Annotated in this window: 25 protein-coding genes; 21 read left to right on the top strand and 4 right to left on the bottom strand. The window is 54.3% G+C overall.

Features of this window, described 5'->3' with window-relative positions:
* Positions 1–32: 32 nt before the first annotated feature.
* The 20 genes from dmul_RS19815 to dmul_RS15900 all read left to right on the top strand — a co-directional run bounded on the left by dmul_RS19815 (position 33) and on the right by dmul_RS15900 (position 21,748).
* A complete protein-coding gene (locus dmul_RS19815) occupies positions 33–590 on the top strand; it encodes an acyltransferase (protein ID WP_020877828.1) in 558 nt (185 codons plus the stop codon).
* Between the two features lie 250 nt (positions 591–840).
* Complete coding sequence (locus dmul_RS15990) at positions 841–1,713, top strand: polysaccharide lyase family 20 protein (RefSeq protein WP_020877827.1); 873 nt, start codon at positions 841–843, stop codon at positions 1,711–1,713.
* A 172-nt stretch (positions 1,714–1,885) separates the two neighbouring features.
* On the top strand, positions 1,886–2,755 hold the full coding sequence (locus dmul_RS15985) for a polysaccharide lyase family 20 protein (RefSeq protein WP_020877825.1): 870 nt from the start codon (positions 1,886–1,888) through the stop codon (positions 2,753–2,755).
* A 582-nt stretch (positions 2,756–3,337) separates the two neighbouring features.
* A complete protein-coding gene (locus dmul_RS15980; RefSeq protein ID WP_159449698.1) occupies positions 3,338–4,057 on the top strand; it encodes an SGNH/GDSL hydrolase family protein in 720 nt (239 codons plus the stop codon).
* A 13-nt stretch (positions 4,058–4,070) separates the two neighbouring features.
* On the top strand, positions 4,071–4,958 hold the full coding sequence (locus dmul_RS15975; protein WP_020877823.1) for a hypothetical protein: 888 nt from the start codon (positions 4,071–4,073) through the stop codon (positions 4,956–4,958).
* 135 nt (positions 4,959–5,093) lie between these two features.
* Positions 5,094–6,200: a glycosyltransferase gene (locus dmul_RS15970; protein WP_020877822.1), complete on the top strand. Its 1,107-nt coding sequence runs from the start codon at positions 5,094–5,096 to the stop codon at positions 6,198–6,200.
* 111 nt (positions 6,201–6,311) lie between these two features.
* Positions 6,312–8,357, top strand: coding sequence for a heparinase II/III family protein (locus dmul_RS15965; protein ID WP_020877821.1), 2,046 nt, complete (start codon positions 6,312–6,314; stop codon positions 8,355–8,357).
* Positions 8,357–9,112: a WecB/TagA/CpsF family glycosyltransferase gene (locus tag dmul_RS15960; protein ID WP_020877820.1), complete on the top strand. Its 756-nt coding sequence runs from the start codon at positions 8,357–8,359 to the stop codon at positions 9,110–9,112. The genes dmul_RS15965 and dmul_RS15960 overlap by 1 nt, the downstream gene beginning before the upstream one ends.
* 63 nt (positions 9,113–9,175) lie before the next feature.
* Positions 9,176–10,297 carry a glycosyltransferase family 4 protein gene (locus tag dmul_RS15955; protein WP_040416104.1) on the top strand — a complete coding sequence of 374 codons (1,122 nt, stop codon included), beginning with the start codon at positions 9,176–9,178 and terminating at the stop codon, positions 10,295–10,297.
* 140 nt (positions 10,298–10,437) lie between these two features.
* A complete protein-coding gene (locus dmul_RS15950) occupies positions 10,438–11,217 on the top strand; it encodes a GNAT family N-acetyltransferase (RefSeq protein ID WP_020877818.1) in 780 nt (259 codons plus the stop codon).
* An 84-nt stretch (positions 11,218–11,301) separates the two neighbouring features.
* Positions 11,302–11,799, top strand: coding sequence for a GNAT family N-acetyltransferase (locus dmul_RS15945; protein ID WP_020877817.1), 498 nt, complete (start codon positions 11,302–11,304; stop codon positions 11,797–11,799).
* Between the two features lie 322 nt (positions 11,800–12,121).
* Entirely contained in the window at positions 12,122–13,072 is a 951-nt protein-coding gene (locus dmul_RS15940; protein ID WP_020877816.1) for a hypothetical protein, read from the top strand.
* Positions 13,073–13,261: 189 nt separating this feature from the next.
* Positions 13,262–13,816, top strand: coding sequence for a polysaccharide biosynthesis/export family protein (locus dmul_RS15935; RefSeq protein WP_020877815.1), 555 nt, complete (start codon positions 13,262–13,264; stop codon positions 13,814–13,816).
* Between the two features lie 113 nt (positions 13,817–13,929).
* The gene (locus tag dmul_RS15930; RefSeq protein ID WP_040416101.1) at positions 13,930–15,138 is read left to right on the top strand and encodes an outer membrane beta-barrel protein; all 1,209 of its coding nucleotides are present in this window, start codon (positions 13,930–13,932) and stop codon (positions 15,136–15,138) included.
* A 31-nt stretch (positions 15,139–15,169) separates the two neighbouring features.
* Positions 15,170–16,918 (top strand): GumC family protein, encoded by a 1,749-nt coding sequence (locus dmul_RS15925; RefSeq protein WP_020877813.1) that lies wholly within the window; start codon positions 15,170–15,172, stop codon positions 16,916–16,918.
* 11 nt (positions 16,919–16,929) lie between these two features.
* Positions 16,930–17,763, top strand: coding sequence for a CpsD/CapB family tyrosine-protein kinase (locus dmul_RS15920; RefSeq protein WP_020877812.1), 834 nt, complete (start codon positions 16,930–16,932; stop codon positions 17,761–17,763).
* 7 nt (positions 17,764–17,770) lie between these two features.
* Positions 17,771–18,913, top strand: coding sequence for an ExeA family protein (locus tag dmul_RS15915; RefSeq protein WP_020877811.1), 1,143 nt, complete (start codon positions 17,771–17,773; stop codon positions 18,911–18,913).
* A gap of 217 nt (positions 18,914–19,130) precedes the next feature.
* Complete coding sequence (cbiB, locus tag dmul_RS15910) at positions 19,131–20,096, top strand: adenosylcobinamide-phosphate synthase CbiB (protein ID WP_020877810.1); 966 nt, start codon at positions 19,131–19,133, stop codon at positions 20,094–20,096.
* Between the two features lie 6 nt (positions 20,097–20,102).
* Positions 20,103–20,963 carry a cobamide remodeling phosphodiesterase CbiR gene (cbiR, locus tag dmul_RS15905; RefSeq protein ID WP_020877809.1) on the top strand — a complete coding sequence of 287 codons (861 nt, stop codon included), beginning with the start codon at positions 20,103–20,105 and terminating at the stop codon, positions 20,961–20,963.
* A complete protein-coding gene (locus dmul_RS15900; RefSeq protein ID WP_020877808.1) occupies positions 20,960–21,748 on the top strand; it encodes a dihydropteroate synthase in 789 nt (262 codons plus the stop codon). Before cbiR ends, dmul_RS15900 begins: the two co-directional genes overlap by 4 nt.
* A 16-nt stretch (positions 21,749–21,764) precedes the next feature.
* Here dmul_RS15900 and dmul_RS20335 read toward each other — a convergent pair whose 3' ends face one another.
* On the bottom strand, positions 21,765–21,950 hold the full coding sequence (locus tag dmul_RS20335; protein WP_153302761.1) for a DUF8180 domain-containing protein: 186 nt from the start codon (positions 21,948–21,950) through the stop codon (positions 21,765–21,767).
* Positions 21,951–21,995: 45 nt separating this feature from the next.
* Between dmul_RS20335 and dmul_RS20330 the strand changes: the two genes are divergently transcribed.
* The gene (locus dmul_RS20330) at positions 21,996–22,133 is read left to right on the top strand and encodes a hypothetical protein (RefSeq protein WP_153302760.1); all 138 of its coding nucleotides are present in this window, start codon (positions 21,996–21,998) and stop codon (positions 22,131–22,133) included.
* A 102-nt stretch (positions 22,134–22,235) separates the two neighbouring features.
* Here the strand turns inward: dmul_RS20330 and dmul_RS15890 are convergent, their stop codons facing one another.
* The 3 genes from dmul_RS15890 to dmul_RS15880 form a co-directional block, all read right to left on the bottom strand.
* Positions 22,236–23,489: a hypothetical protein gene (locus dmul_RS15890; RefSeq protein WP_020877806.1), complete on the bottom strand. Its 1,254-nt coding sequence runs from the start codon at positions 23,487–23,489 to the stop codon at positions 22,236–22,238.
* Complete coding sequence (locus dmul_RS15885) at positions 23,486–24,544, bottom strand: SPFH domain-containing protein (protein WP_020877805.1); 1,059 nt, start codon at positions 24,542–24,544, stop codon at positions 23,486–23,488. Before dmul_RS15885 ends, dmul_RS15890 begins: the two co-directional genes overlap by 4 nt.
* Positions 24,545–24,782: 238 nt before the next feature.
* Complete coding sequence (locus dmul_RS15880) at positions 24,783–26,081, bottom strand: VWA domain-containing protein (RefSeq protein WP_020877804.1); 1,299 nt, start codon at positions 26,079–26,081, stop codon at positions 24,783–24,785.
* Positions 26,082–26,307 lie beyond the last annotated feature (226 nt).

Here is a 26,307-nt window from a genome sequence, read left to right as displayed (position 1 = left end):
TGAACGCCAAAAGTTGAGATGAGTATTGAATAATGATGTTAAATATACCAGCTAAGCTGTTCTATAGAATTGGTTTGAGATTAAAATTAAAAGCATATGGTGTAAAATATGGAAATCGAATTAAAGGAAATCGGGTTGTTGTTAAAAATATCGGCCAGATCATTATTGGAAATAATGTGAGCTTAAAATCATTTCCCGATGGTGAGCCCTATAGAACAGGGCTTCAAACCCATTGTGAAGATGCCGTGATTCGCATAGGTGATAACTGCAATTTAAATGGCACCATGATTCACTGTAGAACGAAAGTCACTATCGGCCGTTTTTGTATGTTTGGGCCAGGCACCAAAATAGTGGACAATGATTCTCACCGGATTTCCATAGATGTCATCGAGAGGCGAAAAACGCCGAACAGCGCTCCGATTATCATCGGCGACAACGTCTGGGTGGGAATGAACGCCCTGATACTCAAGGGCGTGGAGATTGGCGAAAATGCCATTGTTGCGGCGTATTCCGTTGTCACAAAAAATGTTCCTGAAAATACCCTTGTTGCCGGAAATCCGGCAAAAATCCTGAAAACGCTTACCAAATGACCAGGGCTTCGGTCATTCTCTTCCGATATCGCTTCCCGGTCACCATCCTGAAGATCGAAAACTGGGCTCCAATAGGCAAATCAAAAATTTCTGTCGAGCTGAAAGGCAGATTAATCCCGTAATCGGTTACAAACCCGATCCGGATGACGATTTGACGGAAAATGTGAAATAATTCCTCGTTTTTGGACAACCGTTTCTGTAACCTCCGGCCACTGTAAATCAAATACAATACAAGTTTAAGGAGTTTTCAATGAAAAAGGTAATGACCGTGGCCCTGTTGATGTTGATGCTTATTGCAGAACATGCGTTTGCAAGAGTTATATTCTATGATGATGCTGAAAATGCGCCGAATACCTCGTCGGATTGGTCGAACGTCGGTGATGGCGGCGCCAATTCTCTCAGTGTTTCAGGTGAGAGGGTGCGTGCCGGAAGCAGAAGTTATAAATTTTCTCTTGCGCCTTATGGCACACCCGGTACTCAAAACAGGGTTGAACTGGTCCTGCGCGGATTCACTGCAAGCCCACAAGTGCGAAATTTCTTGACCGGTCAGGAATATTGGATGGGGTGGAGCATATATATCCCGCATGATTTCGTTTTCCCGAACGAAAGTAAGAATGAATGGGCGACGATGAGTCAGTTCCACGGGGCTACGGAAAGTTGTGATCAACCCATGGGGCCGTGCTTGTCGTTCTTTACAAATAGTGCTGTTGGTGGTCTGCGGACCGTTGTCCGGGCTACGGATGACCGGTGCAGCAATGGTCACTTGAGTCGTGCCAAGGCCTATACGGCGCAGTTCAAAAAGGGCGCATGGAATGATGTTGTTTTAAATTTCAGATATAACTATACTAATAGCGGAAGTCCTTTTTTCAAGATGTGGTTGAACGGCCAACTGGTAGCGAATGATACAGGTGCCAACTGTTATAATGATGCAATGGGGCCATACTTTAAAATGGGAATTTATGGAAATTCATCCAGTAGAATTACAGTCTATTATGATGAAATTCGGGTTGGAGATGAGACGTCTTCCTACAACGAGGTCGCTCCGAAAGGCAGCGCGGCTGCGGCGCCGGCAGAAAGCTCTTCTCCGGCACCACCCACATTGAAAGTCATTTCTACCAACTAAGGTAAATGGCCATCTCCTTGTCATGGCGGACGGCGATGAGGAGATGGCGTATTTGGGACAATTACCAGGGCATCAACACATTTCCGTCGTCCAAGGGTGAAGGCATCATTGTTCTGACCGTCAGACACGGCGAAACCAGAATTTACGGCTTTGTGTTCGCGGAGGGAATCTGATGAAGAAGTATTTCTGTATTACAGTCATGTTGCTATGGCTTTGTGCGGCGCCCGCTCAGTCTGCGGTCCTTTTTTACGACGACTGTGAAAATGAGTGGTCTCTGACAGACTGGTACCCGAAACCGTATACAAATATTATTGAAGTTTCACCTGAAAAAGCACGGGCCGGTTCTTCAAGTTATAAATTCACTCAAAAGCCATACCCTACATCCAACAGCCATGTTGAACTTCTGTTGAACGCAAGAAACAGTCCCATCTACATCCAGAACTTTCCTTACAATAAGGAGTTTTGGATAGGATACAGCTTGTATCTTCCTGCTGATTTTGAAACGCCTTATAGGCCCAGCAACCACGGTGCAACAATGCAGTTTCATTCCGCAGGGGATGCTTGTGATAATAGCGTTTCAAATGGACCTACCGGCACGTTTTTCTACACGCCCACTCAAGGGCAATGGAGAATTTATACACAAGGTGTTTCTGCCAAGTGTACAAATACCTCCAAGGACAGGGTTCATAGCTCTTATGCAACCTACACTCCCGGCAAGTGGCATGACATCGTGATACATTTCAAGTTTGATTACAGAGCTGACAATAATCCATTTTTTAAAGTATGGGTCGATGGCGTGCTGGTAAAAGATGATTATGGGATAAACTGCTGGAATGATGCTAAAGGCCCGAGGTTTCATATTGGAATTTACTCTCAGACATCTAGTGGACTTACAGTGTATTATGATGAGATCAGAATCGGGGATTCCAACTCTTCATATGCCGAGGTCGCCCCGAAAGGCAGCGCACCAGCCCCGGTAGAGCCTTCTTTTATGGAACCGCCGAATACGCTGAGATTGAAGGGCGCGTCATCGAGCCAATAGCATCCATCCCCGGCGATGATGCCTGAAATCGCCGAATATGAATAAGACCCGGAGTTTTGAATGTCGTTTCGGGGCTTGCCAATATCGAATTGATCCTATGCCCGCCGGTTTGTACTGTAATATCGTGACGATCATCTTTTTCGCGCCGCGACAGATGCCGGTCAACCGGCGGGACCCCTCATAAAAGGCCTTCCTCTCCCCCCGATTCGGTGGCTTTTTTCCGGCCATCCCGTCCAACCGTTGCAGGATGATCTGTATTCCGCGATGTCTGTATTTTTTTAGTTTATCTTGATCGGTTAGCTCATTTCTATTCTTTGCTGCTTGATTTTTTTAACGGTTTTTTATATCAGCATATCGCGAGAGTCGCAAAAGGTCTTTATGCTGCCAAACGGGTTTATCGATACGGATTTACCCCCTTCCGGATCGCGGGTGGTCTCTTGTTTTCAGAGAGTCTTCTGCCGAGGTGTTTTCAATTACCGCTTGACGCCTCCTTCCTGAAGTTGCTGCGAAGCGGTCATGAATGTTTTGTTTCCATGGGGGGCTGACATGTTGAAACGGCCTTTGATGATATTTCCTTGGGTTGTGTTATGTCTGAGCCTGGTCACAAATTATTATTTATTTCAAAAAGCGATAGTCTATTACAAGGCGCTGAATGCCCTGAGACTGGATCCGCTTGAGTCGGAAAAAGGGGGCGGCGGACAGGATGTCGAGAGCCGCGTCGGGAAGAGACCGTTGATCGTCTTTTTCGGGGATTCGCGAATCGCCCGTTGGCGTCCCGAACCTGACGTGGCCGGTTGTACCTTCATCAACAAGGGGTTATCGGGACAAACGACGGCACAATTGAAGCTGCGTCTGAAAAAGGATGTGTTGTCCTGTTCACCGGATATAGTTGTCCTGCAGGCCGGGGTGAATGATCTTAAAACCATTGGATTGTTTCCGGAAAACAGCAAGCGTATCCTGTCGGAGTGTAAAGCGAACCTCTACGAGATGATTCAAACCCTCAAGGCCGACGGTATCGCTGTCGTTGTGATGACGATTTTTCCGACGGGAGAACCGGGATTCGTGAGATCCCTGATCTGGCCGCAGGAGATCGATGCCGCGATTCAGGAAACAAATCGCTTCCTTTTGAAAATCACGGATAAACGCATTTCCGTGATTGATGCCGATTCTGTTTTGAGCAAAGATCGATTTATTCATCCTGAATTCGAAAAGGACATGCTTCATCTCACCGACAGGGCATACGCGCGTTTGAATGAGCTCCTCCGGCCGTACCTTGTTGAATTGTCAAATAATTTAAGATAAGGGGCCCTGCGCGGTGCTGTTCAATACCTGGACTTTCGCTGTCTTCTTTATCATTGTCTATACCGTTTACCGGTTGAACCAAAGAAGTTACAAGCGGCAGAACCTTGTTCTTTTCGCGGCGAGTTACATATTCTATGGCTGGTGGGACGTCAGATTTCTGTTTCTGCTGGTGATTTCCACTTTTCTCGATTACACGGCCTCGATCATCATCGATCGCGAAAGAATGACCATTGCAGAAAAGGCGAAGTCATACGCCTATCTGCTTTTTGCCGCGTTTTTGCTGGTGCTGTCCCAAAAAATCGAGATCAGTGTTCATTGGCCGCTGATTCAGGAAAAGGATGCCGTCCAGTGGGCTTTTGTCGGCTGGTGGATTCTGCCGGCGACTGCCGGGTTCATCTTTGTCAGGGACTGGGCCGCCTTGAATGTCAAAAAGGGGTTGGTGAATATACGATCCAATGCCTCCGAAAAGAAACCGAACGGAGATCAAGCAGCCGCTTCAGACCGGAACAAAACGCTGAAGCGGAAGTTGAATTACAAAAACAAGCTGACGATTCACCTTCTGAAAAAGATTCAAAATGAATGTCTTGCCAACGACAGCCGTTTTATGATTCTGGATATCCCGTCCCGATTATCCAGAACCCGTTTCGTATCCAATTTCCCGCTGAAAGAAGGTGCCGACCGACTTTTCAACATCGTGTCGCCGATTTCGAAATTCAGGGAAAGGCGGGGGGAAAAGCTGTATTGGGAAAAGTCTCACGGCCATTTTACGCCCCTCGGCTGTGACCTGGTGGGTGAACTTCTGGCGGATTATATTCATGAACATCATTTGCTGGAATGCGGCGCATGGGGGGGACCGGCACCGGCTGATGGATACCATAGGTTGAATTCGGAACAGATGTGATTGCATGCATCCCGAAGACGCATCCTGTCGCTTTTGTGAAATAATTTCTTGTTATAGGATTCGAACCATTATAGTTCGAAAGCTACGTTGATGCCAAAGGTGCCGTCATGGTATCTTACAGTAAGGATGTCCCGTATGGCAGATAAAATAGCCCCTCACAAAAAGGCCGTCCGTGTGAAAAAAAAACCTCTTGTCGCCATGTTCGGCCCGGATCTGGGGCTGAAAGGCGGCATCTCTTTTGTGGTCCTGGAATATTTAAAAGCCGGTCTGCACAGGAAGATGCCGTTTATTTTCATACCAACGACAACCGAAGGTTCGAGGATTAAAAATGCTCTTTTTTTTCTGAAATGCATCATCATCACCCTGCGCACGATGATGAGAAGCCGGGTGGACATCTGCCACCTGCATGTTTCCCATTACGGCAGTTTCTACAGGAAATGGGTGATATTCCGGATTGCCAAAATATTTCGCTGCAAAGTGATGGTGCATATCCACGGCTCCAACTTTGAGCGGTTCATGACGGAAAACAGCTTTAATCGATGGATGACGCGAACGGTGTTCAACAGGGCGGATCGGGTCATCGTGCTTTCCGATGAGTGGAAAGCCGGAATCGAAAAATTTGCGGATAAATCGCATGTCGTCAAATTGTTCAATCCCGCGCCCAGGCCTCGATGGGTGGATGTCGATCACACCCGGTCGGCACTGAATATCCTCTTCCTGGGGCGGCTTTCCACGCGGAAAGGGGTCTATGACCTGCTGGAATGCATCGGGGCACGGCGGGCGTTCTACGAAGAATTGGGGGTTCGGTTCACGATCGCGGGGGACGGTGATGTGGATGCGGTGCGTGCTATCGTGAACCGGGATGGCTTGAATGCGATTGTGAACGTTCCGGGATGGATTTCGGGAAAGGTGAAAGAACGGTATCTGTCGAATGCCGACATCTATGTTCTGCCGTCCTACCATGAGCAATTGCCCATGTCGATTCTGGAGGCCATGGCCTACGGGCTCCCCATCGTATCGACATGGGTCGCCGGCATTCCCGAACTGGTCGAAGACGGCGTCAACGGCCATCTGGTCGACCCCGGCGACATTGACGGGCTGGGAAATGCACTCAGGACGCTGGTGATGTCGAAGGAAAAACGTCTCTCAATGGGCCGGGAAAGTCGCCAACGGGTCGCCGGGATATTCGATGCGGAGAAGATGATCACGCGCGAGCTCACGGCGCTGTATGAGCGGCTCTGACGGATCCCTTCGGAGAAGGGTGCCGTCGAGAGCATCATACCGATACCTCGATACCTTTTTGTCCGTCATTTGAGACGGTTTGCCTGAACCGGGCAGAATGAGATATTAATCATGGTACTTTCCACCAGATATCAATGGTTGTTGAATCGGCTGAAAAGCATGTCGATCCGGGAGATCCTCTACCGGGCCGTAAAGCAGATTGAAACCGGTCGCGAAATCCGTGCCTTCAGGCGGGGGATTTTCCCTCCCGTCCCCCCGCCCGTGATGCAACCGACGAAATGCTGGATTACCGTCCCCGATGGGCTTTCGGATAAAGAGCGATATGCTGCGGCGGCAAACCGCATCATCAAGGGGAGCCTCAGGATTTTCCAACTGGACGTGGATGCCGATGCGGTGATCCTGAACTGGAACAGGGATCCCAAGACCCGAACCGCAGCCCCCATGACCTTTGGAAAGACCATCGACTGCCACGACCGCGCCCTTGTCGGGGATATCAAATATCTCTGGGAGCCCAACCGCCATCTCCATCTGCCGCTGCTGGCCCAGGCCTACCGGCTTTCCGGGAAAGGGGTCTATCTCAAGGCACTGAAGCTGCATCTGAGCACGTGGCTGGCGCAATGCCCCTATCCCGCGGGTCCCAACTGGTCCAGTTCTCTCGAACTCGCCGTTCGCCTGATCAATTGGAGCGTTGTCTGGCAATTGATCGGACGTGCCGACAGCGTGCTTTTCGAGGGTGACGACGGGGTGCGCCTCCGAGACCGGTGGCTCTCGTCCGTCTACCGCCACATGGCCTTCATATCCGGCCATTTTTCCCGCCATTCCTCCGCGAACAATCACCTGATCGGCGAGGCGGCCGGCCTCTTTATCGGGTCAAACACGTGGCCGTACTGGGGAAAGGTTACCGGCCGATGGCGCCGCACCGGGTTCGGTATCCTGGCCGATGAAGCCGTCAGACAGGTTCATCCGGACGGTGCGGGCAAGGAACAGGCCATGGCGTACCAGCAGTTTGTTCTCGATTTTCTGATACTGTCCCTCATATCCGCAAAGGCCGCGGGTGTATCCTTTCCGCCCGCATATTCCGAAAGCATCGAGCGACGTCTGGCGTTTGTGGCCGCCATGATGGATGTCGCCGGGAACCTCCCAATGATCGGGGACGCGGATGACGGATATGTCGTTAACCTGTCGCAGGAACCGGATTTCTGTCCATATCAATCCCAGTTGGCGACCGGCGCGGTCCTCTTCACGCGATCCGATTTTTTCCGGAAAGCCCGGCGCATCGATGATAAAACCCGGTGGCTGACGGGGGCCTTTGCCGAGACCGCGATGTCGCTCCCGTCAAAGGCGCTTGATACGAAAAGGGCATTTCCGGAGGGGGGATATTTCATTCTCGGCCGGAATTTCGAAACGGCAGATGAGATCCGATGTATCGTCGACTGCGGCCCCCTGGGGTATCTTTCCATCGCGGCCCACGGCCATGCCGACGCCCTGGCCCTGTATCTGTCCGTCGGCGGCGCGGAATTTCTGATCGACCCGGGAACCTTCAGCTATCACGGCGGAGACCTGTGGCGGGCATATTTCAGGGGGACTGCGGCACACAACACCGTGAGAATCGACGGCGCCGACCAATCCCTGTCCGGCGGAAAGTTCATGTGGCTCAAAAAAGCGAACGCGCGGGCGGCAACCTTCGAGATTGCGCCCGATCGGGACGTTTTTGAAGGGTCCCATGACGGATACCGTCGGCTCAGCGATCCGGTCATGCACCGGAGAAAGGTCGTTTTCGACAAGGAACGGGATATCCTGTCGGTTGAAGACATCCTGGAATGCGCGGCCGATCACGTCGTTGAACGGTTCTGGCATTTTCATGAAGACTGCAAGGTGGTATTGAACGGTGGGAGCATCGTCGCCGAAAGGAACGGGGTTCGGATTCACCTGACGACCCATCCGCCCGACACCCGGCTCTCCCTGTACCGGGGAGACGAGGTCCCGCCCCGGGGATGGGTTTCCCGAAGATATGAGGAGCGGGTGCCGGCCGTTACCGCGGCGGCCGAGAACCGCATTTCGCAAACGACATCCCTGAGGACGGACATTCATATCCAGGTTCAGGGGAAGGTCGCGGACCGGGAAGGCCGCGATCGTACCGAAAGCGAGGCGCCGTGATGAACACCCGGAAAGTCGACCTGCTCGGCTGCAGAATCGACGCCCTGACCATGGACGAAACCATCCGGCTTGTGGAAGAGATCATCCGGGAGGGGCGGCCGCGGCAGCACGTTGTTGTCAATGCCCTCAAGTTTACCCTGATGCGGAAGGATCCGGATCTGAGGCGGATCGTCAACAGCTGTGACGTGGTCAATGTGGACGGCATGCCCGTGGTGTGGGCATCCCGGATTCTCGGGACCCCGGTGCCGGACCGGGTGGCCGGGATCGATCTCTTCCAGAGATTGGTGGAGATCTCGGCGATGAAGGGGTATCGTCCCTATTTTCTGGGAGCCCGGGAGGAAGTGGTGCAGCGGACGACGGCCGTCTTCAGGGAAAAATACCCTCGGCTGGACATCGCGGGATTCAGGAACGGTTATTTCAGCGAGGATGAGGCGGCGGACGTCGCGGATGAGATCCGGGCCTCACGAGCGGATATGCTGTTCGTGGCCGTCTCCTCTCCGAAGAAGGAGAAATTTCTGAACCGCTGGATGCCCCGAATGGGCGTGCCGTTCTGCATGGGCGTGGGGGGAAGCTTCGACGTCGTTTCCGGCTTGACCCAACGCGCACCCCTGTGGATGCAGCGATCCGGCCTGGAATGGGTGTATCGGATTGTAGAGGAACCCCGGCGGATGTGGCTGCGTTACGCGAAAAGCAACCCCGTGTTCATATGGATGGTATGGGAAGCGTATCGCCGGAGACGCAAAAATCGCCGTTGATTCCTTCCGAAAACCGCCGGAAAGAATTTTGTATCGAATTTTCAAGGGGAGTCTCGTGCATATATGAAAAATGCTCGCCGTAAACGGCTCTGCATCATGATACCGGGCCATTGGAGCCAGATCATGGGAGGGTCTCAATATCAGGCTAAATGCCTTATCGAGGAACTTCGGAAAATGGATCGGTATGATATTTTTTATTTAACCCGCGGGTGCGATCCGAATTACACGCCGGACGGCTACAGGCTGATTCATTACGGCTATCCGGGCGCGGGCATGCGTGGATCCCACCGGCATCTTTTCGAGCTGATTCTTTTGCCGAGACTGTTGAAACGAATCGATCCGGACGTCATTTACCAGAGGGTCGGCTGCGCCCAGACCGGAATCGCCGCGCGGTATGCCCTTAAAAATCGTTGCAGGATGATCTGGCACATCGCACATGAACACGATCTTGAACCTCCCAGGATATCTGCTTCACGGCTGTTCGTGTATAAACAACTCGACAGGTATATGCTGAACTATGGTATTAAACATGCCTCTCATATCATCGCTCAAACCTGGGATCAGAGAAGGCTTCTTGAAAGGAATTTCGGAAGAAAGGCGTCCGTGGTTATTCCCAACTTTCATCCGGCACCCACCGAAGTCATTTCAAAAAACAAGCCTGTTCAGGTGGTGTGGGTGGCGAATCTCAAACCGTTGAAGCAACCGGAAATTTTCATGCGCCTGGCGGCCGAACTGCAGCATTTGAACCGGGCACGCTTCCTGATGGTCGGCGCGATCCAGGGAAACACGATCCAGAAACGGAAGTATATGGAATTCATGAATTCGGTGCCCGGCCTCACGTATCTGGGGCCCAGAAGCCAGAAAGAGGTTAACGAACTTCTGGCTGAATCCCATATCTTTGTCAACACGAGTGATCGTGAGGGATTTCCGAATACGTTCATACAGGCCTGGTTCCGAAGGGTGCCCGTGGTCAGTCTGACGGTAAATCCCGATCGCTTGATCGAACGATATCGGCTGGGGTTTGTATCGGGCTCCTTCGAACGGCTTAAAACGGATGTCGCATCATTGATTGAAGATGACGATCTCAGAAGCCGTCTGGGAATGAATGCCCAGAGTTTCGCTCTCGAATACTTCTCAACCCGAAATGCCGATAAAATTGTTCGACTTTTCGAGCAAGTCCCTTGACTGGGGCCTGCTGAACACATCGGCCTATATTATCGGCAACAATAACGCCGCAACGTCGGTTGTTCGGCAAAAACCGGATATATTTTTAGCCGGTTGCAAATGGTTCGGCACGCCCTGAACAGGGTGCAAGGAATAAGGATATGCACTATACCCCTTTGCTGGTCAATGTTCATGATGTGACATTCGATGACTATTTACAAAGCCTGTCAAAGGCCGCAAAAAAAAATTATAAAAGCATCATCAAAATAAACGAAGACCTTGAATATGCGAAAATAGATTTCGACGCGGCATTGGTCGATCAATTCATGCGGATGTGGGAGAGGCAAATTGTCGGGAACAGGTTTGCCAAATGGAGCTTTTCTCTTCAATACCTGCAATATCTCAATGAGAGAAAAATGTTATCCTGTTTTGTCGCCAGAAAAAAAGAAAAACAGGATGATATTATATCGTTGCATTTCGTTGAACAACATGATGGTTATGTCGAATGTTATGCACCGATATATGATAAAATCAAACATATGGATCGTTCGATAGCAAAATACATGTGGTTCAATTTAATCCGTTATGCCGTCCAGGACCCCGGGATTGAATGGCTTGATTTAGGTGGTGGAAATATTGGAACCTGGAAAGATCTCCTGATTCGACATTCTGAAGGAAAAACAAAATCATATAAATGGCAGTATGTTTCTAAAATTATTAAGGACAACCCGATGGCGGAGAAGGATTACATCAGGGAAATGGTACTGTTTCCATATAGAAAATATATTAAAGAAGAAGGATCCAACGGGAAAACAAGTAAATATGAATTAAAAAAACGCATTATTGTACTATTATATTATAACAAAGGACAAAGACTGAATAAAATTGTCGAGTTTATAAAGAACAGGTTCAGGAAGCCGTCGGCTTCAGAAAATATCTGACTGATATTTGACATTATCTCAGCCGAAAAAGTTCCCGGACAAGCAAAAATATAGCCGGACATTTTTGATCAGGAGCAGCCTTCAATGAAAATTATAGAAAAGAACGCACAGAATTTGAGAATTTATGTTTACGATTTAACAAATCCAATAACAGAGAATCGCCTTGAAAAGTATCATATGGGTAAGGCTACCATTTTGGATTTCATCAGGAGTTATTTTTACGGGAATACAAAATTAAATTTCATGAGATGGTTGGTCAGGAAGGATGACTATTTTATTATTAGGGACCGAAATACAATTATTGCGTGGGCACGAATTTGTTATAAAAGTACAAAGGAAGTGGAACTGGGATCAAAAGAGGCATCACTCATATCCGGTTTTACAGTAAAGGCATACAGGAATAGAGGAATGCACACGGCCTTGATTAAACAGATGATGATCTATTTGAAAAACAAGGGCTTTAAAAGATGTATTGTCTGGGCTGAGGAAAATAATATGGCATCGAGAGCTGTCATTGAAAAAAATCAATTTACTTTGGTGAGTTCGCCCCCAAAAAATATTGATGTCCCACTCGGGGAATAGGAGAAAATCCCTCGCCTTGAAGCGAAGACTTTAGTATACTGGCGGCGTTGTAAAATGTGGTCGCGGAACATCCCATTGATTCATCGATGCCGTTACCTCAACCCAGCCCGGCAATGCCGTTAAGGAAGTTGTCTCTGCATATGACTGAAACGGCTGAATAAACCGGCAAGCGGATTGTCGCTGCGGCTCCAGCCTGAATGACGAACCTTGCTTTGGCCCACCATTGGAAATCGCTCCTTGAAAATCGCAAGGTTGACGCTGCTGCTTGAGGTTGCCCGGGTTCAGGTCTTAATCTCAAAAATTCGGTAACACAGGAGGCTCTATGGAAGACAGGCAGGGAGATCGCGAGGATGACGATAACCCGGCAAACAGGATCGCCCGGTTTAAACAACAAATATCCTCGTTTCAACAGGTGGCGAGAATCTCGAAAGATGATGCTCCGGGCGAATGCAAGTTTGTTGCCGATCCCTTTATCCAATATGACCCTGCGGCCGGGCTTTGGGTGCTGTTCGCCGAAGTCGCTTTTCCGGCAAGAAGACAGTACATCGGGATGTTTACGAGCCGGGATCTGCATCAATGGGACTATCACGGCGATGCGGTGAAAGGCAGCCGGGAATCCTTTCCCTTTATTTCCCCGTGCGAGGGATATTACCTGATGGTTCCCTGTATCGACGCCGCTCCCGCGCCGGGACTTGTCGCGATTTACAGGGCGGAGACGCTGTTGGGGCCCTGGTTGCTGGCATATCATTTCGTGCTCGACCAAAAGGTCAATGACAGGGTCATCGCCCCTCGCTCGAAGCATAATTCCTACTATTTTGTTTATGGCGTGAGCCGCAAGGTTCTACCGGCCCTGAAATACGCGAAGATTGAATTCAATGCGGCACAAGGTCCTGTCTTTGTTGAAAACAGCCGGGTATTGCTTCGCAGAAATATCATTGAATACATAAAGGGAAAGTTTTTTAAATATCCGCGAACCACCCTGCGACCTGCAGGGGGGCTTGTAAAATACCGGGACGGATTTATAATGCCTCTCCAGGGTACCTATACGGGGAGATACGGTGAATGCATTGCGTTATCCTATATCCGCATGACGGAGGAAGAACTCGATTTTGCCGCCATGGATTTTATCCGTCCGAACGAATTCAGTCCGGATTGGACGGCCTGCCATCACATTTCTTTTTTTACCGGCGAAGACAGTGCGTCACCAGAGGTTTATGCCGTTGACGGACATTCGGACGGCACGGATTGGGAGGTCCGGATTTTTGTAAAATAATCGTCTTGTTCATGGGCGGATCGTATTCAAATTGCCGAATAATTCTCTTTGAATTCGGATTTTGCCGGCGGTCGCGGACGGCCGGCGGAAAAAAATGAACAAACATTTGTAATTTGTATTGTATTTCGGTATGGAATGGTATCTGGTATAATCTTTATTATTAATGTCATTATTTCAAAGGAGCGCAGCATGAAGATCAAAGGATTGTTAATCGCCGGTATTCTGGTCCTGACCTGTATGACAAGTGCCTATGCCCTGGAAACCGGATTCGGCGTCGGCCCCGGCGACGTCCTGGAGATTTCGGTATGGAAGGATGAGAGCCTGAGCCGCCAGGTGGTGGTGCCGCCGGACGGCATGATTGCATTTCCGCTCATCGGCGACGTCAATGTCCGGAACATGACCGTCACGGAGATCCGGAAAAACGTCACCCAGCGGCTGAAGGAGTATGTCCAGGACGCCGTCGTGACGGTGATGCTCCTCGAAATCAACAGCACGAAGGCCTATGTCATCGGAAAGGTCAACAACCCCGGGGTGTTTCCCATTTCAATGGACACCAGCGTCATGCAGGTCCTTTCCATGGCGGGCGGACTCAATCCCTTTGCGGCTGAAAGCCGTATTCACGTTCTCAGACGGCAGAAGGACAAGACCCTCAAGTTCCCGTTTGACTATAAGGAGGTGCTCAAAGGAGAGAACCTCAATCAGAATATCACCCTCCAGCGGGGGGATGTCGTTGTCGTGCCGTGATGTATCCGTGCCGAATCACCCCTGCCTGCCCCGGCAGGCAGACGATTTTTCGGGATCACGGCATCGGACGGCCGTGGCTGATCGCTAATTTCTGGTTGTGAAATGAAGGTGGCATGATGACGGATATCAAACGGAAGTTGTGGGTCGGTGCGGTGCTGATGTTCAGCCTTGTGATGCCGCTGTCGGCATCCGCGCAGGACATCCGCTTTACCCCCCGCCTGGGCGTCACGGGGGAGTACAACGACAATATCCTTTTTCTCAGAAACGACAGGACCGACGATTTTATCCTGAGCCTCGCTCCCGCCCTGGAGCTGGGCTACAACACGGAATCGCTGGCGTTGAACTCCCTGGCCGGCATTTCTTTCAGGAGATATCTCTCGGATGATGACTACGACAGGGAGGATTATTATGTTTATCTGAATGGAACATACCGGATGACCGAGAAAATGACGGTGAACGGGCGGTTCAATTACATTCAGGATTATGCAGCCGAGTCGCGGATCGTCGATCTGGCGGAGCCGGATGTCGACTTCGATGAGCTTCCCGTCGATCCGGGCATCGAAACTTTTTTTTCGGAACGGAAGTACTACAGGGCCTGGGCGGGCATGCAATATCGGCTGACGGAAATCTCGGAGCTGGGGGTCAAGTACCGGTACCTGAGGAATGACTACGACCTCGAAGAGAACAACGACTATGACCGGAATGTCGTCGATCTGACTTACTTCCGGGCGCTCAATAACCAGAGGGATCGCATCGGGCCGAGGCTGGGCTATACCTATAACGACTCCGACATCAGCGAATACGACAGCTACAACCTGGCGTTGGCCTGGCATCATCTGTTTACCGAGACCCTGAGCCTCTACACCGATATCGGCGTCCGATACACCGAAGAGAGCTTCAAAGACAGCAATGTAGAAGACGACGACTGGGGCGGCACGGCCAACATATGGTTGACGAAACGGGGCGAGACCCGCGTGCTGGACCTCGGTTTCAGCCATGACATCGGAACGGCGTCGAACGGCCGGGCCGTCAATGTCTCCCGGCTTTTCTGCCGGTTGAACCAATTCATCACCGAACGATTATATTTTGATTTCAAAGGCAATTTTTTTGTGACGAATGAGGACAATTATTCCAACTTCGACGATGTCGAAATCTTTCTGGATGTCATTCCCTCCCTGCGATATCAGATGACGGAGGATCACGCCGTCCGATTGGCATACAGCTATACGATCGATTATGACAGGTCCCTCGAAGACGATCGGGACAGGCATCGGAATCGCGTCTGGGTCATGTTCGAATTCGGCTTTCCCAACACTTTATGATACATATATACAGGCAAGGCAGGCAACAATCATGGCAGATCAAAAATTGGAATGGAAGGACGTCAAAAGTTTCATCCGGAGGCGGAGGCGATCGTTCATTATCGCTTTCCTGATTACCTTCATCTCTTTCGTCATCCTCGCGCTTGCGCTGCCTTCCATTTATCGCGGGGAGACGACGATCCTGATCGAGGATCGGCAGATTCCGGAGAACCTGGTTCAGTCGACCATCACATCCTATGCCGAGGAGCGGCTGAACGTCATTCAGCGGCAGGTGCTCAGCAATGATCGTCTCCGGGACATCATCGAGGAATTCGACCTGTATCCGGATATCCGGGAGGCGGAAGGCATGGGGGCTGCCATTGGGGCCATGAAGGAAGCCATCGGGCTCGAACCCGAGAGCACCGCTTTCATGGATCCGAAAACCGGCAGGCCCATGAGCGTCACCATCGCATTTCTCCTCTCGTATGCAGGGCGGGATCCTGAAACGGTCCAGAAGGTGACGAACGTTCTCGGCAGGCTCTTTCTGGAGGAAGAAACCCGGATCAAGGAGCGCATCACCGGCGCCACCACCGATTTTCTCATGGCCGAGGCCGAAGCCCTGAAAGCGCGAATCCAGGAACACGAACAGAAGATTACCGCATTCAAAAGCGCGCACTTCGGTGAATTGCCCGAGCACAACAAGGTGAATCTCGATGCGGTTGCGCGGTTGGAGCGGGAACTCGACCAGATCGATATGCAGATTCGCAGTCTCCAGGAACAGAAGATCTCCCTTCAGGGCCAGCGGATGAGCGTCGATCCGTTGATGCCCGTTCAGGTGGACGGTCAGAATGTGGCGAGAAATCCTTCGGAGCAGCTCAAATCCCTGCGTCTCAAGCTGATCAGTCTGCAATCGGTTCTGTCGGACAAACATCCGGACGTCAAAAAGCTCAAGCGTGAAATCGAGAAACTGGAAGGCCAGGTCGGGGCGTCCGGCGTCAGCGGGGAGGAGATCAAGCGGCTCGACGACCTGAGAGTGCGGCTGGCCGGGCTGAAAAGCCGTTATGGCGCCAGGCATCCGGATGTCGTCAAGCTGGAAAAGGAGATCGACATCCTGGAGCGGTCCATCGCCGGCCAGAGAAGAAGCGGTGATACCCGCAGAATGGCGCGGGAGGTGCCCGACAACCCGCTGTACATCAGCCTGACGACCCAGATCGCCTCCATTGACGCCTCCATCGCCGGCCTCGTGAGCGACAAGGCGAGCGTTCGAAACGACCTCGCCAGATATCGGCAGCGGATCGAGACTGCGCCGATGGTTGAAAAAGAGTACGGTGAGTTGACCCGGGATTACACCATCACCAAAGAGAAGTATGATGAAATCATGAACAAGCTGATGACCGCGAAGGTGGCCCAGGGGATGGAGGAGGGGCAGCATGGTCAACGGTTTGAAATCAAAAGCCAGGCCTACCTGCCGACCAAGCCTTACAAGCCGAACCGAATCGCCATTATGCTGCTGGGCTTTGTCCTGGCCTCGAGTTTCGCGTTCGGGGTCGCGGCGGTTCGGGAATTTTTCGATCACTCCGTCAAAAACGACAAGGAGTTGAGCGAACTGGTCAGCGTTCCCGTGCTGACGGTCATCTCCAATGTCCAGACAAGACAAGAGCGCGTCAAGGGAATGCTTCGGGGACTGGCATGGGCTTTCGCCGTTTTTGCGGTTGTCCTGATCGGCGCGAAAGTCCTTGACGAATTTGTGCCCATTCGGGAGATATGGGATTCGATGATTCTTAATGCGAAAAATATGTGACGACAGACACTATGAGCAAATTGAAGAAAGCCTTGGAAAAGGCCAAAAGCGAATATCCGAGCATCCAGCTTCACACCCCTGAAAAACGTGAGGTGACGCCCATTCCCGTTCCGGGCGAACCTTCCGTTCCGCGGCGTGAGGTGAACGTCAACTACTCCAATACGAAGGTCCGGCCGGTATCTCATGACCAGCTGAGGCAAAACAAGATATTTGCCTTGTTTTCACAGGAGAAGGTCAACGATCAGATCAAGACCCTCCGGTCTCAGGTCCTGAACAAACTGAAAAAACTCGGGGCCAACGATTTCATGATCACCAGCGCCAACCCCGGCGAAGGCAAGACGTTCACGAGCATCAATCTGGGGGTCAGCATCGCCCAGGAACTGGACAAGACGGTCCTCATCGTCGACACCGATCTTAAGAATCCGGCAAAGGATCACTATGATTTTGCAAAGGATTTTTTCAGTGTCGATGTCGAGACGGGTCTCGCGGACGTGCTTCAGGGAAAGGTCGATCTCAACGATGCCCTGATCAACCCCGGCATCGACAAGCTCACCATCCTCCCGGGGGGGACTTATCTTCACAATTCCTCGGAGTTGCTGGGTTCGCCCCAGATGGAACGGCTTGTCAAGGACATCCGGTCGCGGTACAAGGATCGGATCGTCATCTTTGACGCCCCTGCCGTCCTGGCCTGTTCGGATCCGTTTCAACTGACCAAATTCGTCAAGAATGTTCTTTTCGTCGTCGAGGAGGACAAGACCACCGGCGACGATCTCCGAAAAGCGCTCAAGCTCTTGACCGATATCGAGATGATCGGCATGGTGCTGAACAAATCGAGGACGAACTGAAACCACTATGTATGAAAAATTTTATGGGCTGAAGGAAAAGCCTTTCCAGATTCTTTCCGATCCGGCCTACCTCTTCATGAGCAAGGTCCACGAGAGCGCGTATACCCATCTCGAATACGGTATTCTGGAGAACAAGGGCTTTGTGGTCATCACCGGTGAAATCGGCTCCGGCAAAACGACCCTGATCAACTATCTTCTCGAAAAGATCGAGACGAATATCACCACGGCGCTGGTCAACAACACCCTGGTAAAACCCGCCGATCTGCTGAAAATGCTGTGCCAGGATTTCGAGATCGAGGTCAAGGGGCTGGACGAAACAGAGCTCATGACGGCGTTCTATCAGTTTCTGGTGGAGCAGTACACCCTGGGAAAGCGGGTTATTCTCATCATTGACGAAGCCCAGAATCTCAGCCTGGAAGCCCTGGAGCAGGTCCGGATGCTGTCCAATTTCGAATTGGACAAGCAGCACCTCTTTCAGGTGATCCTGGTCGGCCAGCCCGAGCTGCGGTACAAGCTGCGGCAGAAGGCCCTGGAACAGCTTGCCCAGCGGGTTTCGGTGCATTACCACATCAGCGGCCTCGACGCCGGGGAGGTGGTCGACTACGTCAAGTATCGCCTCAAGATCGCAGGGGTGGAGGGCCGGGACATCTTTCAGGAGGATGCGCTGGAGGCTGTCTGGGCCTATTCGCGGGGGATTCCCAGGCTCATCAACATCCTGTGCGACACTGCGCTGGTGTATGGTTTTGCCGACGGACTGGAGACCATCGGCCGTGACGTCGTCGATTCGGTGATCCGGGAACGGGAAGTCGGCGGTTTCAATCCACTGAACGTTAAAGAGGATGATGAAGAGGGTTACGTCGGATTCGATGAGGGAGGGGGGGCTTCCGCACCGGATCGTCGATTTCCCGTCGAACGGAAGCTCGAGATGATTGAAAACCGTCTCGACGATCTTGAAAAGCGCATGATCAACCTGATGGACGGCAGCGGGAGGCGCGACCAACTCATCCTGGAGCTTTTCAACCTGCTTCAGGACAATTTGAAAGGCCGATACCGCATTTTAGGGAAATTGCATTCCAACGGCCGCAAGAATCACAACAAGCAGAGTTCGGAGCTCATGCCGGTAAAAGGGGACGTTCGCTTCCGATTTTAACCGCAGGGGACGATGCAGGGTGTCGTCCGCATCGATGTGACGTGAAATGATGTCACGGAAATCCCGCGGATTGACACCGCAGGTCATTATCTGGTATTGCGACGGGGGAGTCAGGAAAGGCCGCAGCTTTCAGACGCGGATTCCGGCTCCCCCGTTGTCGTCTGCGCCGCCGTTACGGCGTGATGTCCCGCGTTTTCAAGAAAGGAGATGGGGGGATATGTCCATATCCATGGGCCTGCTGGTGCTGCCCGCCGCTTTTGTACTCGATTTCTTCATCGGAGATCCCCAGTTCGCTCACCATCCGGTGCGCTACATGGGCCGGGCCGTCGCCTTCATGGAGCCGCGCTTTCGACGGCTCCCGATGCCCCTTGCAGCGTCCGGGGGTCTTTTTGCCCTTTTCCTCGTTTTGGGGACCTGGGCTGCCGCCGCACTCGGGATCGCGGGGGCCGGCCTCGTATCCCCCGTGCTGCGGACGATTCTGGAGATTGTTCTGCTCTATTTCTGCATCTCCTCCCGCGGGCTTTCGACGGCCGCCCTTGAAATCTACGGCCTTCTCAGAACCGGGGATCTCCGGAAGGCCCGTTCCAGACTCTCCCTGATCGTGGGCCGGGAGACCCAGACGCTTTCCGAGACCGGGGTCGCCAGGGCCGCCGTGGAGACGACGGCGGAAAATCTCGTGGACGGATTCGTTTCACCGCTCTTCTTTTTTCTGCTGGGCGGCGTGCCGTTGGCGGCGGCCTACAAGATGGTGAACACCCTCGATTCCATGGTGGGGTATAAAAACGACACGTATCGGGCCTTCGGCATGGTCTCGGCCCGCATCGACGACGTCGCCAACTATTTGCCTGCCCGGCTGGCCGTTCCGGTCATCGCCCTGGCGGCCCAGCTCCTGAACCGCCGCGGTATCGGGGCCTTCCGGAGGGCCGTTCAGGAGGGGCGACGCCACGGCAGCCCCAATGCCGGTTATGCGGAAGCCGCCTTTGCCGGCGCCCTGCAGGTGAAGCTGGGAGGGCCCAACATCTACCACGGCAGGCGCGTGGACAAGCCGTATATCGGGGGCGGCTTTGCCGATGTCGTTCCCAGGGATATTCCCCGGGCGTGCGACCTGATGGAACTGGCGGCGTTTTTGTGGTTTGTCGTCATCGGGTTCGCGGGGATGTTCACTGCGGCATTGGGGGGCTGAGGGCTCATGACGTCTCTTCCGGATCCGTCCGGAGCCTATCCGCCGCCGCCCCTATCCGTGAAGGGACGGTACCCGTTCAGGCTGGGCACGACCTCCTTCATCTACCCGGACGATTACCTCCCCAACGTCCAGGTGCTGGGGCCTCATCTCGATGAGATCGAGCTGTTGATGTTCGAGAGTCGCCGGGCCGACAGTCTGCCGGCCGGAGCGACCATCGACGCTTTGGCCCGGCTCTCCGCCGAAATGGATGTGGGCTACAACATTCACCTGCCCACGGACGTCTCCCTTGCCGCCGAGGATCCTGACGAGCGGGCGCGGGCCTCGGCCGTGCTGGGGCGGTTCGTCTCGGCGACGGCGCCGCTCTCGCCGTCGGCTTACGCCCTTCATCTGCCGTTCGATGGGGGAGCCACGGATCCCGACGGGATCGGGCATTGGCAGGCAGCCGCGGCTCAGGGAATCGGCCGTCTCCTCGAGACCGGCGCTCCGCGAAACCTGCTCGCCGTCGAGACCCTTGACTATCCTTTCGCGTGGGCGGCACCCCTCGTGGAGGCCTTTGATCTCTCCGTCTGCATGGACATCGGCCACCTGATCCTTTACGGTGTCGATCTTGCCGCGTTTTTCAAGCGCTTCCGACGCCGCATCCGTCTCATCCATCTCCACGGCGTCCGATTCACCAGAGACGGCGCAGGCCGGGACCACGTGGGGCTCGAGGAGATGCCTCCCGAGCATTTCGCCGCCGTCATGGCGATTCTCAAGGATTTTGACGGCGTGGTCTCCCTGGAGGTTTTTTCCCATCGGCACCTGGCCCCGTCGATGAAACATCTGGATGCAGCCTGGACGGCTGCCGGGAGAAAGTATACACCATGATGCTGGTTTCGGACAATCTGCAGATCACCCATCCCGACATCGACCGTGCGGTCCGGACGCTGGATCCCGCGCCCATTCAGGACCTGGTTCGGCGGTGCGTCGCCGCGGGCGCCGATGCGATCGACATCAATTCGGGTCCCCTGGTGCGGGAGCCCGAGAAAAAGATGGCCTTTCTGGTGGCGGCAGTCCGGTCGGTCACCGACCTGCCGGTGTTCCTGGACACCACCAACCCGAAGGCCATGGAAGCCGGGCTTCGGGCCGCGAAGGGCCGGACCGTCATCAACGGATTTTCCCTCGAGCCCGCCAAACTGGAATATATCCTCCCGCTGGCCGGGAAATACGACGTCGACATTATCGGGTATCTGCTCTATCCCAACAGCCACGTTCCCGGCGACGAATCCGAGCGGCTCGGCGTGGCCGTGACGCTTTTCGAAGCCTTCCAGAAGGCGGGGGGCAATCCGGAGCGGCTGATCATCGATCCCATCGTCGCTCCGGTCATGTGGGAGAACGGCAACCGTCAGAACATGGCCATCCTCTCGGTGATCCGCACCCTGCCCGACCTTCTCGGGTTTCCCGTGAGAACCGTCGCCGGTCTCTCCAACCTGACGACGGGCCCGGGACCCCGGGACCGGAAACGGCGTCTCGAGGCCGCCTATCTTCCCATGCTGGCCGAGGCGGGCCTGACCATGGCCCTCATGAACGTCCTCCACACCGAAACGGTGCAAACGGCCCGTGCCTGCGAGGCCCTGATCGGAGACCGGATCTTTACCTGGGCCGGCTGGTAGGATCCGGCATCTCCGGCTACCGGCCGAGTTTCTCCAGGGCCGCGTCGACCTTGGCGTTGATGGCCAGGGTCATCTCCTCGATTTCATGGATCAGCCCGGCTGTCTCGTCCATCCCGTGGGCTCGTGCCTTCTCGGCCCAATCCCCGTAAGTCCGGGCGTGATCGGCATTGTGCCGCCGCCAGTGCGTCAAAAGTTTCTTCATCTTCTCTTCAAAAGACATGGCCTCAGGTTCGGGCGGGTGAGGCTCATGGCCGTGATGATGCGTTTCGTGATCGTGATGGTGATGATCTTCGTGCTCGTGGTGATGGTCGCCGTGATCGTGATGGTGATGATCTTCGTGGTCGTGGTGATGGCTCATACGAGGTCCTCCTCTATCCGGGATTGACAGCGATGTCCGACATGGCATGCGGATGATCTCCCTTTCCCCGACGAACGGGGCGGGACGATCTTCTGGATATCCCGAACGGCGGCTCCTGATCAAGGAAAATTATGATATGCCGCTTCCCTGAGTACGCCGGATCAACCGGAGCATGTTCCGGTTGATGGAGAGCGCGCAGCGGGAATGGACGTATTCATGGGGGGTCTCCCGGAACGGCACGTAGACCGGCAGTGCCGCCGTGGGTGTTACGGACGTGCCCTCCAGCCTGGGGATGATGCGATTTTTCGGGCGCAGGAGCGCCGCCGTGAGGACCTTGAGGGCCGCGACCGCGCCGGCGGCGGGAAGATTGACGGGAATGAGCCCGCCGTCGGGGATGCCGGGGTTGACCGACGCCTCGGGCTGGGCCGTTGTCATGGTGCGGGCGGTCTGTAAAAAAGCCTGGGGCGAGAGGCTGAATGCGGGCACCCAGAAGTGAAACGGTCTCTTGTCCCAATCCTGTTGAATCACCCGGGGCAGGTTGGCCTGCCGCACGAAGTCGGCGTAGGACGACAGGGGGATCCCTGAAATGGTCGCCGTGATCCGCCAGAACGGGAAATAATGCCGTGCCGCCGATTCGGCATCGGCAAGAAACGCACATCTCATCCGGGTCAGGCCGTTTCGACCGGCCCGCCAAAGGGACCGGCATTGGGGGCAGGACAGGAAGACGGCCGCCTTCTCCGCCGCCATGTCCCATCCGCAGTTGGGACACAAAGTCGGTACAAACCGGATCGACCCGTCCGGGGCTTCCGTCGGGATGTCGTTCAGATCGCCCCCGACCCGATGGCCCGGCGCCGCCGGGCGGTTCAGAACCCCGTCCATCAGGGTGTCGCCCAGGGCATAGAAGGGCGCGTAGATGAGGGTGAGGGTTTCGCCGATAAGGGCCGTCACGGCGGCGGATTCCGTAAAGACGGCTTGGAAGCGGGTGTTGAAACGGGAGACCGCCGCGGCGGGGGAGACCGAAGGGACGAGAAATCGCGCCCCGTCATGGGCCGCGGCCGGCCGCAGCGTCATGACCTGGCTTCTCAACCCCAGGCTCTCGGGAAGGCGGGGAACGGAAACGGCCGGCTGGGTATGGTCCGCCACACGCTGCCGGACGGTCGCCGCCGTACACGAGAAGAACATGCCGCGACACCGCCAATAGGGGACATAGACAAGACACGTTCCTTCCGGAGCCGTGTGGGGCAGCATGTAACGGAAATGATCCCGGGGCACCAGGTAGGAGGCCGTTCGGCAGTAGTCGCAGGTAAAGATCCGGTCCGCCTCCCCAAGGCATGCCGGTGCCCCGCACTGGGGGCACTGGTGCTCGACGCGGAATCCGGTCACATCCGCTCTCCGCACTGGTTGCAGAAAACGGCGCCGGGGAGGTTTTCCGCCCCGCATGCGCCGCAGGGCCGGTTCAACGGCTTTTCCGTCGTCGAACAGCCGCACCGGGGGCAGAACCGGGCGTTGGGGGTGAGGTTCTTTCCGCAATTGGCACACTGGGAGAAGATCACCTGCTGATGGCCGCATTGGGGACAGAAGCGGGCGTCTTCCGGAATCCGGCTCCGGCATTCAGGACAGGCAAAACCGCTTCCGGGTTCAGGCGTCCGACCGCCGGAAGCCGAAGGGGCCAGATATTGGGCGAACATGGCGGGCATCATCAGCCCGAGGCCCGCGCCCATGCCATCCCCGGCCCCGGATCCCGCAGCCTTTTCCACGGCCATGGCCGCCTTCATCCGCAGCAGACGATCCATATCGCCGATGACCTCCATGCGGCTCTGGTCGTCGATGGCCTGCTGCACCTCGGCGGGGGGCGTCACGGCGCCGATGTAAAGATGGGTGAGAAGGAGGCCGAAATGGCCGAAATCCTCCCGGAGGCGCCTGGAAAGACGCTGTGATATGGCATCGTACCGGGCCGGAAGCCGGGCCAGGGTGTCCAGGATCTCTCCGAGGGTGTCGTTGAAGCGGGAGACGATGACCTGGCTGAGGTAGGCCGAAACATCCGCCGTGGTGTAAACCCCCTGTGTGCCCACCATGCGGTTGATGAAAAGGACGGGCTGGACGACGCGGAGATTGAAGACGCCGTAAGCCCTGAGCCGGATCAACCCCAATGCCGCGTCCTTGAAGGCCACGGGATCCCGTGTCCCCCATTTCAGGTTGGTGAAGGTCTTCATATTGACGAAGTAGACCTCGGCCCGTAAGGGACTTGTGAACCCCCAGGGCATCGCCGCGATCTTGGTGAGCAGCGGGATGTTTGCGGTTTTGAGGGTGTGGCGGCCCGGGCCGAAAACCCCCACGGCCTTTCCCTGGTAGAAAAAGACCCCCGCCTGGTTCTCCCGAACCGTCAGCTGCGCCCCGTACTTGATTTCTCCCGAACCCGCCTCCGGGATCCGGTGCACCAGAGCCTTCCCCGTGTCGTCGAACCATTCGATGTTTTCCAGAAATAACCGATTGTCCGTATCGATGACAGGTTCCTTTCAGACGCGGTCGGCAGGGGACCTCAACCGTCTCCTGCCGACTGATTATATTGAAAACTTACTGAAAATATAGCTGAATGACGCTGTTTTGAAACTCCGATCCGGATGGGCCCAACGCCTTCGCCGGCGGTGGACGACATCCTTTCACGGACGGATCGGGTCAGGGACAGGGGGTGATGCGCTTCACAGCCTCTCCCGAATTGGGGGGGGAGTCGACTTTGATTTTGAGATCGGCGCTGTCTCCAATGCCCAGACCGGATACATAGGTAAGAATATACTGGTCCTCCAGCAGAAGATCGACCAGTTGCTGATAGACGTTGCCGAGATTGTCCGATGTCGGGGCATCGTAGAACTGGCCTCCCGTATCGGCGGCCATCTGTTTAAGAACGACGTTCTGGATGTTTCCGAGCCCGATGGTGAAGACCGGAATGCCCCCTGTATTGGCGGTTGTAATGACATCATCGAGCGTGGTGACGGGAACGCCTTCCGGTTTATCTTCTCCGTCGGTTACAACGATCACGGCTTTCCGGGGATTGCTTCTTCCCGCCGTCTCCTGGGCGGCCAGTGAAACGGCGTCGTAAAGCGTGGTTTGCCGGCCGTTGTCCCAGTCTGCGTATATCGCGTTCAACAGCAGGGTTTTGTCCGATGTAAACCCCTGAACGACCTCGAACTTTGAATCGAACTTGATGATTTCAGCTTCATCGTCGTCCCCCAATTGCCGAATGAAGTCGGCGACGGCGTCCTGCATGTCGTTTACATTTTCCGGAACGTCGGTGATGCTTCCGCTGTAATCCAGCGCGAAAGCCACGGACATCGGTTCGTTGACCTCCTCGGCAAACCTGGGATCCGTCGGGAGCGGCCGGGATACGCCGTTTTCAAGGATCGAGAAATGGTTCTTCAAAAGCCCTGTTACCGGATATCCCCCCTGATCCAGAACGGAGACATATGCCGTAATGTTGGCTGCCGGGCATGCCCCGTCGCTTTCGACCTGGTTGATGCTGACGGTCAGATCGGATGCTGCCTCGTAGGTGCCCTTCAGGTCGACCCGGGTTTCGGGGGATGAGGGACTGTCCGACGAGATGGTCAGGTCGGCCGTGAAGACCCCGAGCTCTGTCGGCTGGAAGGAGACCTCGACCACGCATTGGGCCCCGACGGGGAGAACCGGCGAAGCGGTGGTGCAGGAGGCCGGGTCCAACGCGAAGTTGGCGGGGTCCGACAGAGCGATGTTCTGGATATTGATCGGCTCCGTACCGGTATTGGTGATTTTGACGCTGAGGGGTGTCGGCAGGTTGCCGAAGGTCACGATGCCGAAATCATAACTGGTCGGCGACACTTCCAGGGTTTTCGGATCGGGAGCCGGCGGCGAATCGTCGTCGCCGCCGCCTCCTGAACATCCGACAATTGAGAAAATAAGGAACAGTGCCGTCAACAGATAGAAGCGGGGGCGATGTTTAACCATGTCTGTTTCTCCTTGGTGGTGAGAGTGGTGGTATTGGCAGCGTTTCAACGTTCATCCTTGAACTGAACCTGACTGCAAAAAGAGTCCGCCGTTTCCCGGGGTCTCGAGTATGAGCGGCGTTCTCCAGAAAAACCGGCGACGTGTCAAACGATTTGAATGTGGGGTAAAATGTTCAATATTCAGCGACTCCCCAAGCCGTCTCTATCACTTTTGGAATAGCAATGCA

The sequence above is a fragment of the Desulfococcus multivorans genome (assembly GCF_001854245.1).
In the GTDB taxonomy this organism is placed as follows: Bacteria; Desulfobacterota; Desulfobacteria; order Desulfobacterales; family Desulfococcaceae; genus Desulfococcus; species Desulfococcus multivorans.
This window is presented reverse-complemented; position numbering and strand designations above follow the sequence as displayed.

Excerpts from the sequence above, each read along its gene's own strand:
- dmul_RS19815 (WP_020877828.1), top strand. The coding sequence starts at position 33 with ATGATGTTAAATATACCAGCTAAGCTGTTCTATAGAATTGGTTTGAGA.
- dmul_RS15990 (WP_020877827.1), top strand. The coding sequence starts at position 841 with ATGAAAAAGGTAATGACCGTGGCCCTGTTGATGTTGATGCTTATTGCA.
- dmul_RS15985 (WP_020877825.1), top strand. The coding sequence starts at position 1,886 with ATGAAGAAGTATTTCTGTATTACAGTCATGTTGCTATGGCTTTGTGCG.
- dmul_RS15970 (WP_020877822.1), top strand. The coding sequence starts at position 5,094 with ATGGCAGATAAAATAGCCCCTCACAAAAAGGCCGTCCGTGTGAAAAAA.
- dmul_RS15965 (WP_020877821.1), top strand. The coding sequence starts at position 6,312 with ATGGTACTTTCCACCAGATATCAATGGTTGTTGAATCGGCTGAAAAGC.
- dmul_RS15960 (WP_020877820.1), top strand. The coding sequence starts at position 8,357 with ATGAACACCCGGAAAGTCGACCTGCTCGGCTGCAGAATCGACGCCCTG.
- dmul_RS15955 (WP_040416104.1), top strand. The coding sequence starts at position 9,176 with ATGAAAAATGCTCGCCGTAAACGGCTCTGCATCATGATACCGGGCCAT.
- dmul_RS15950 (WP_020877818.1), top strand. The coding sequence starts at position 10,438 with ATGCACTATACCCCTTTGCTGGTCAATGTTCATGATGTGACATTCGAT.
- dmul_RS15945 (WP_020877817.1), top strand. The coding sequence starts at position 11,302 with ATGAAAATTATAGAAAAGAACGCACAGAATTTGAGAATTTATGTTTAC.
- dmul_RS15940 (WP_020877816.1), top strand. The coding sequence starts at position 12,122 with ATGGAAGACAGGCAGGGAGATCGCGAGGATGACGATAACCCGGCAAAC.
- dmul_RS15935 (WP_020877815.1), top strand. The coding sequence starts at position 13,262 with ATGAAGATCAAAGGATTGTTAATCGCCGGTATTCTGGTCCTGACCTGT.
- dmul_RS15930 (WP_040416101.1), top strand. The coding sequence starts at position 13,930 with ATGATGACGGATATCAAACGGAAGTTGTGGGTCGGTGCGGTGCTGATG.
- dmul_RS15925 (WP_020877813.1), top strand. The coding sequence starts at position 15,170 with ATGGCAGATCAAAAATTGGAATGGAAGGACGTCAAAAGTTTCATCCGG.
- dmul_RS15920 (WP_020877812.1), top strand. The coding sequence starts at position 16,930 with ATGAGCAAATTGAAGAAAGCCTTGGAAAAGGCCAAAAGCGAATATCCG.
- dmul_RS15915 (WP_020877811.1), top strand. The coding sequence starts at position 17,771 with ATGTATGAAAAATTTTATGGGCTGAAGGAAAAGCCTTTCCAGATTCTT.
- cbiB (WP_020877810.1), top strand. The coding sequence starts at position 19,131 with ATGTCCATATCCATGGGCCTGCTGGTGCTGCCCGCCGCTTTTGTACTC.
- cbiR (WP_020877809.1), top strand. The coding sequence starts at position 20,103 with ATGACGTCTCTTCCGGATCCGTCCGGAGCCTATCCGCCGCCGCCCCTA.
- dmul_RS15900 (WP_020877808.1), top strand. The coding sequence starts at position 20,960 with ATGATGCTGGTTTCGGACAATCTGCAGATCACCCATCCCGACATCGAC.
- dmul_RS20335 (WP_153302761.1), bottom strand. The coding sequence starts at position 21,950 with ATGAAGAAACTTTTGACGCACTGGCGGCGGCACAATGCCGATCACGCC.
- dmul_RS20330 (WP_153302760.1), top strand. The coding sequence starts at position 21,996 with ATGGCCGTGATGATGCGTTTCGTGATCGTGATGGTGATGATCTTCGTG.
- dmul_RS15880 (WP_020877804.1), bottom strand. The coding sequence starts at position 26,081 with ATGGTTAAACATCGCCCCCGCTTCTATCTGTTGACGGCACTGTTCCTT.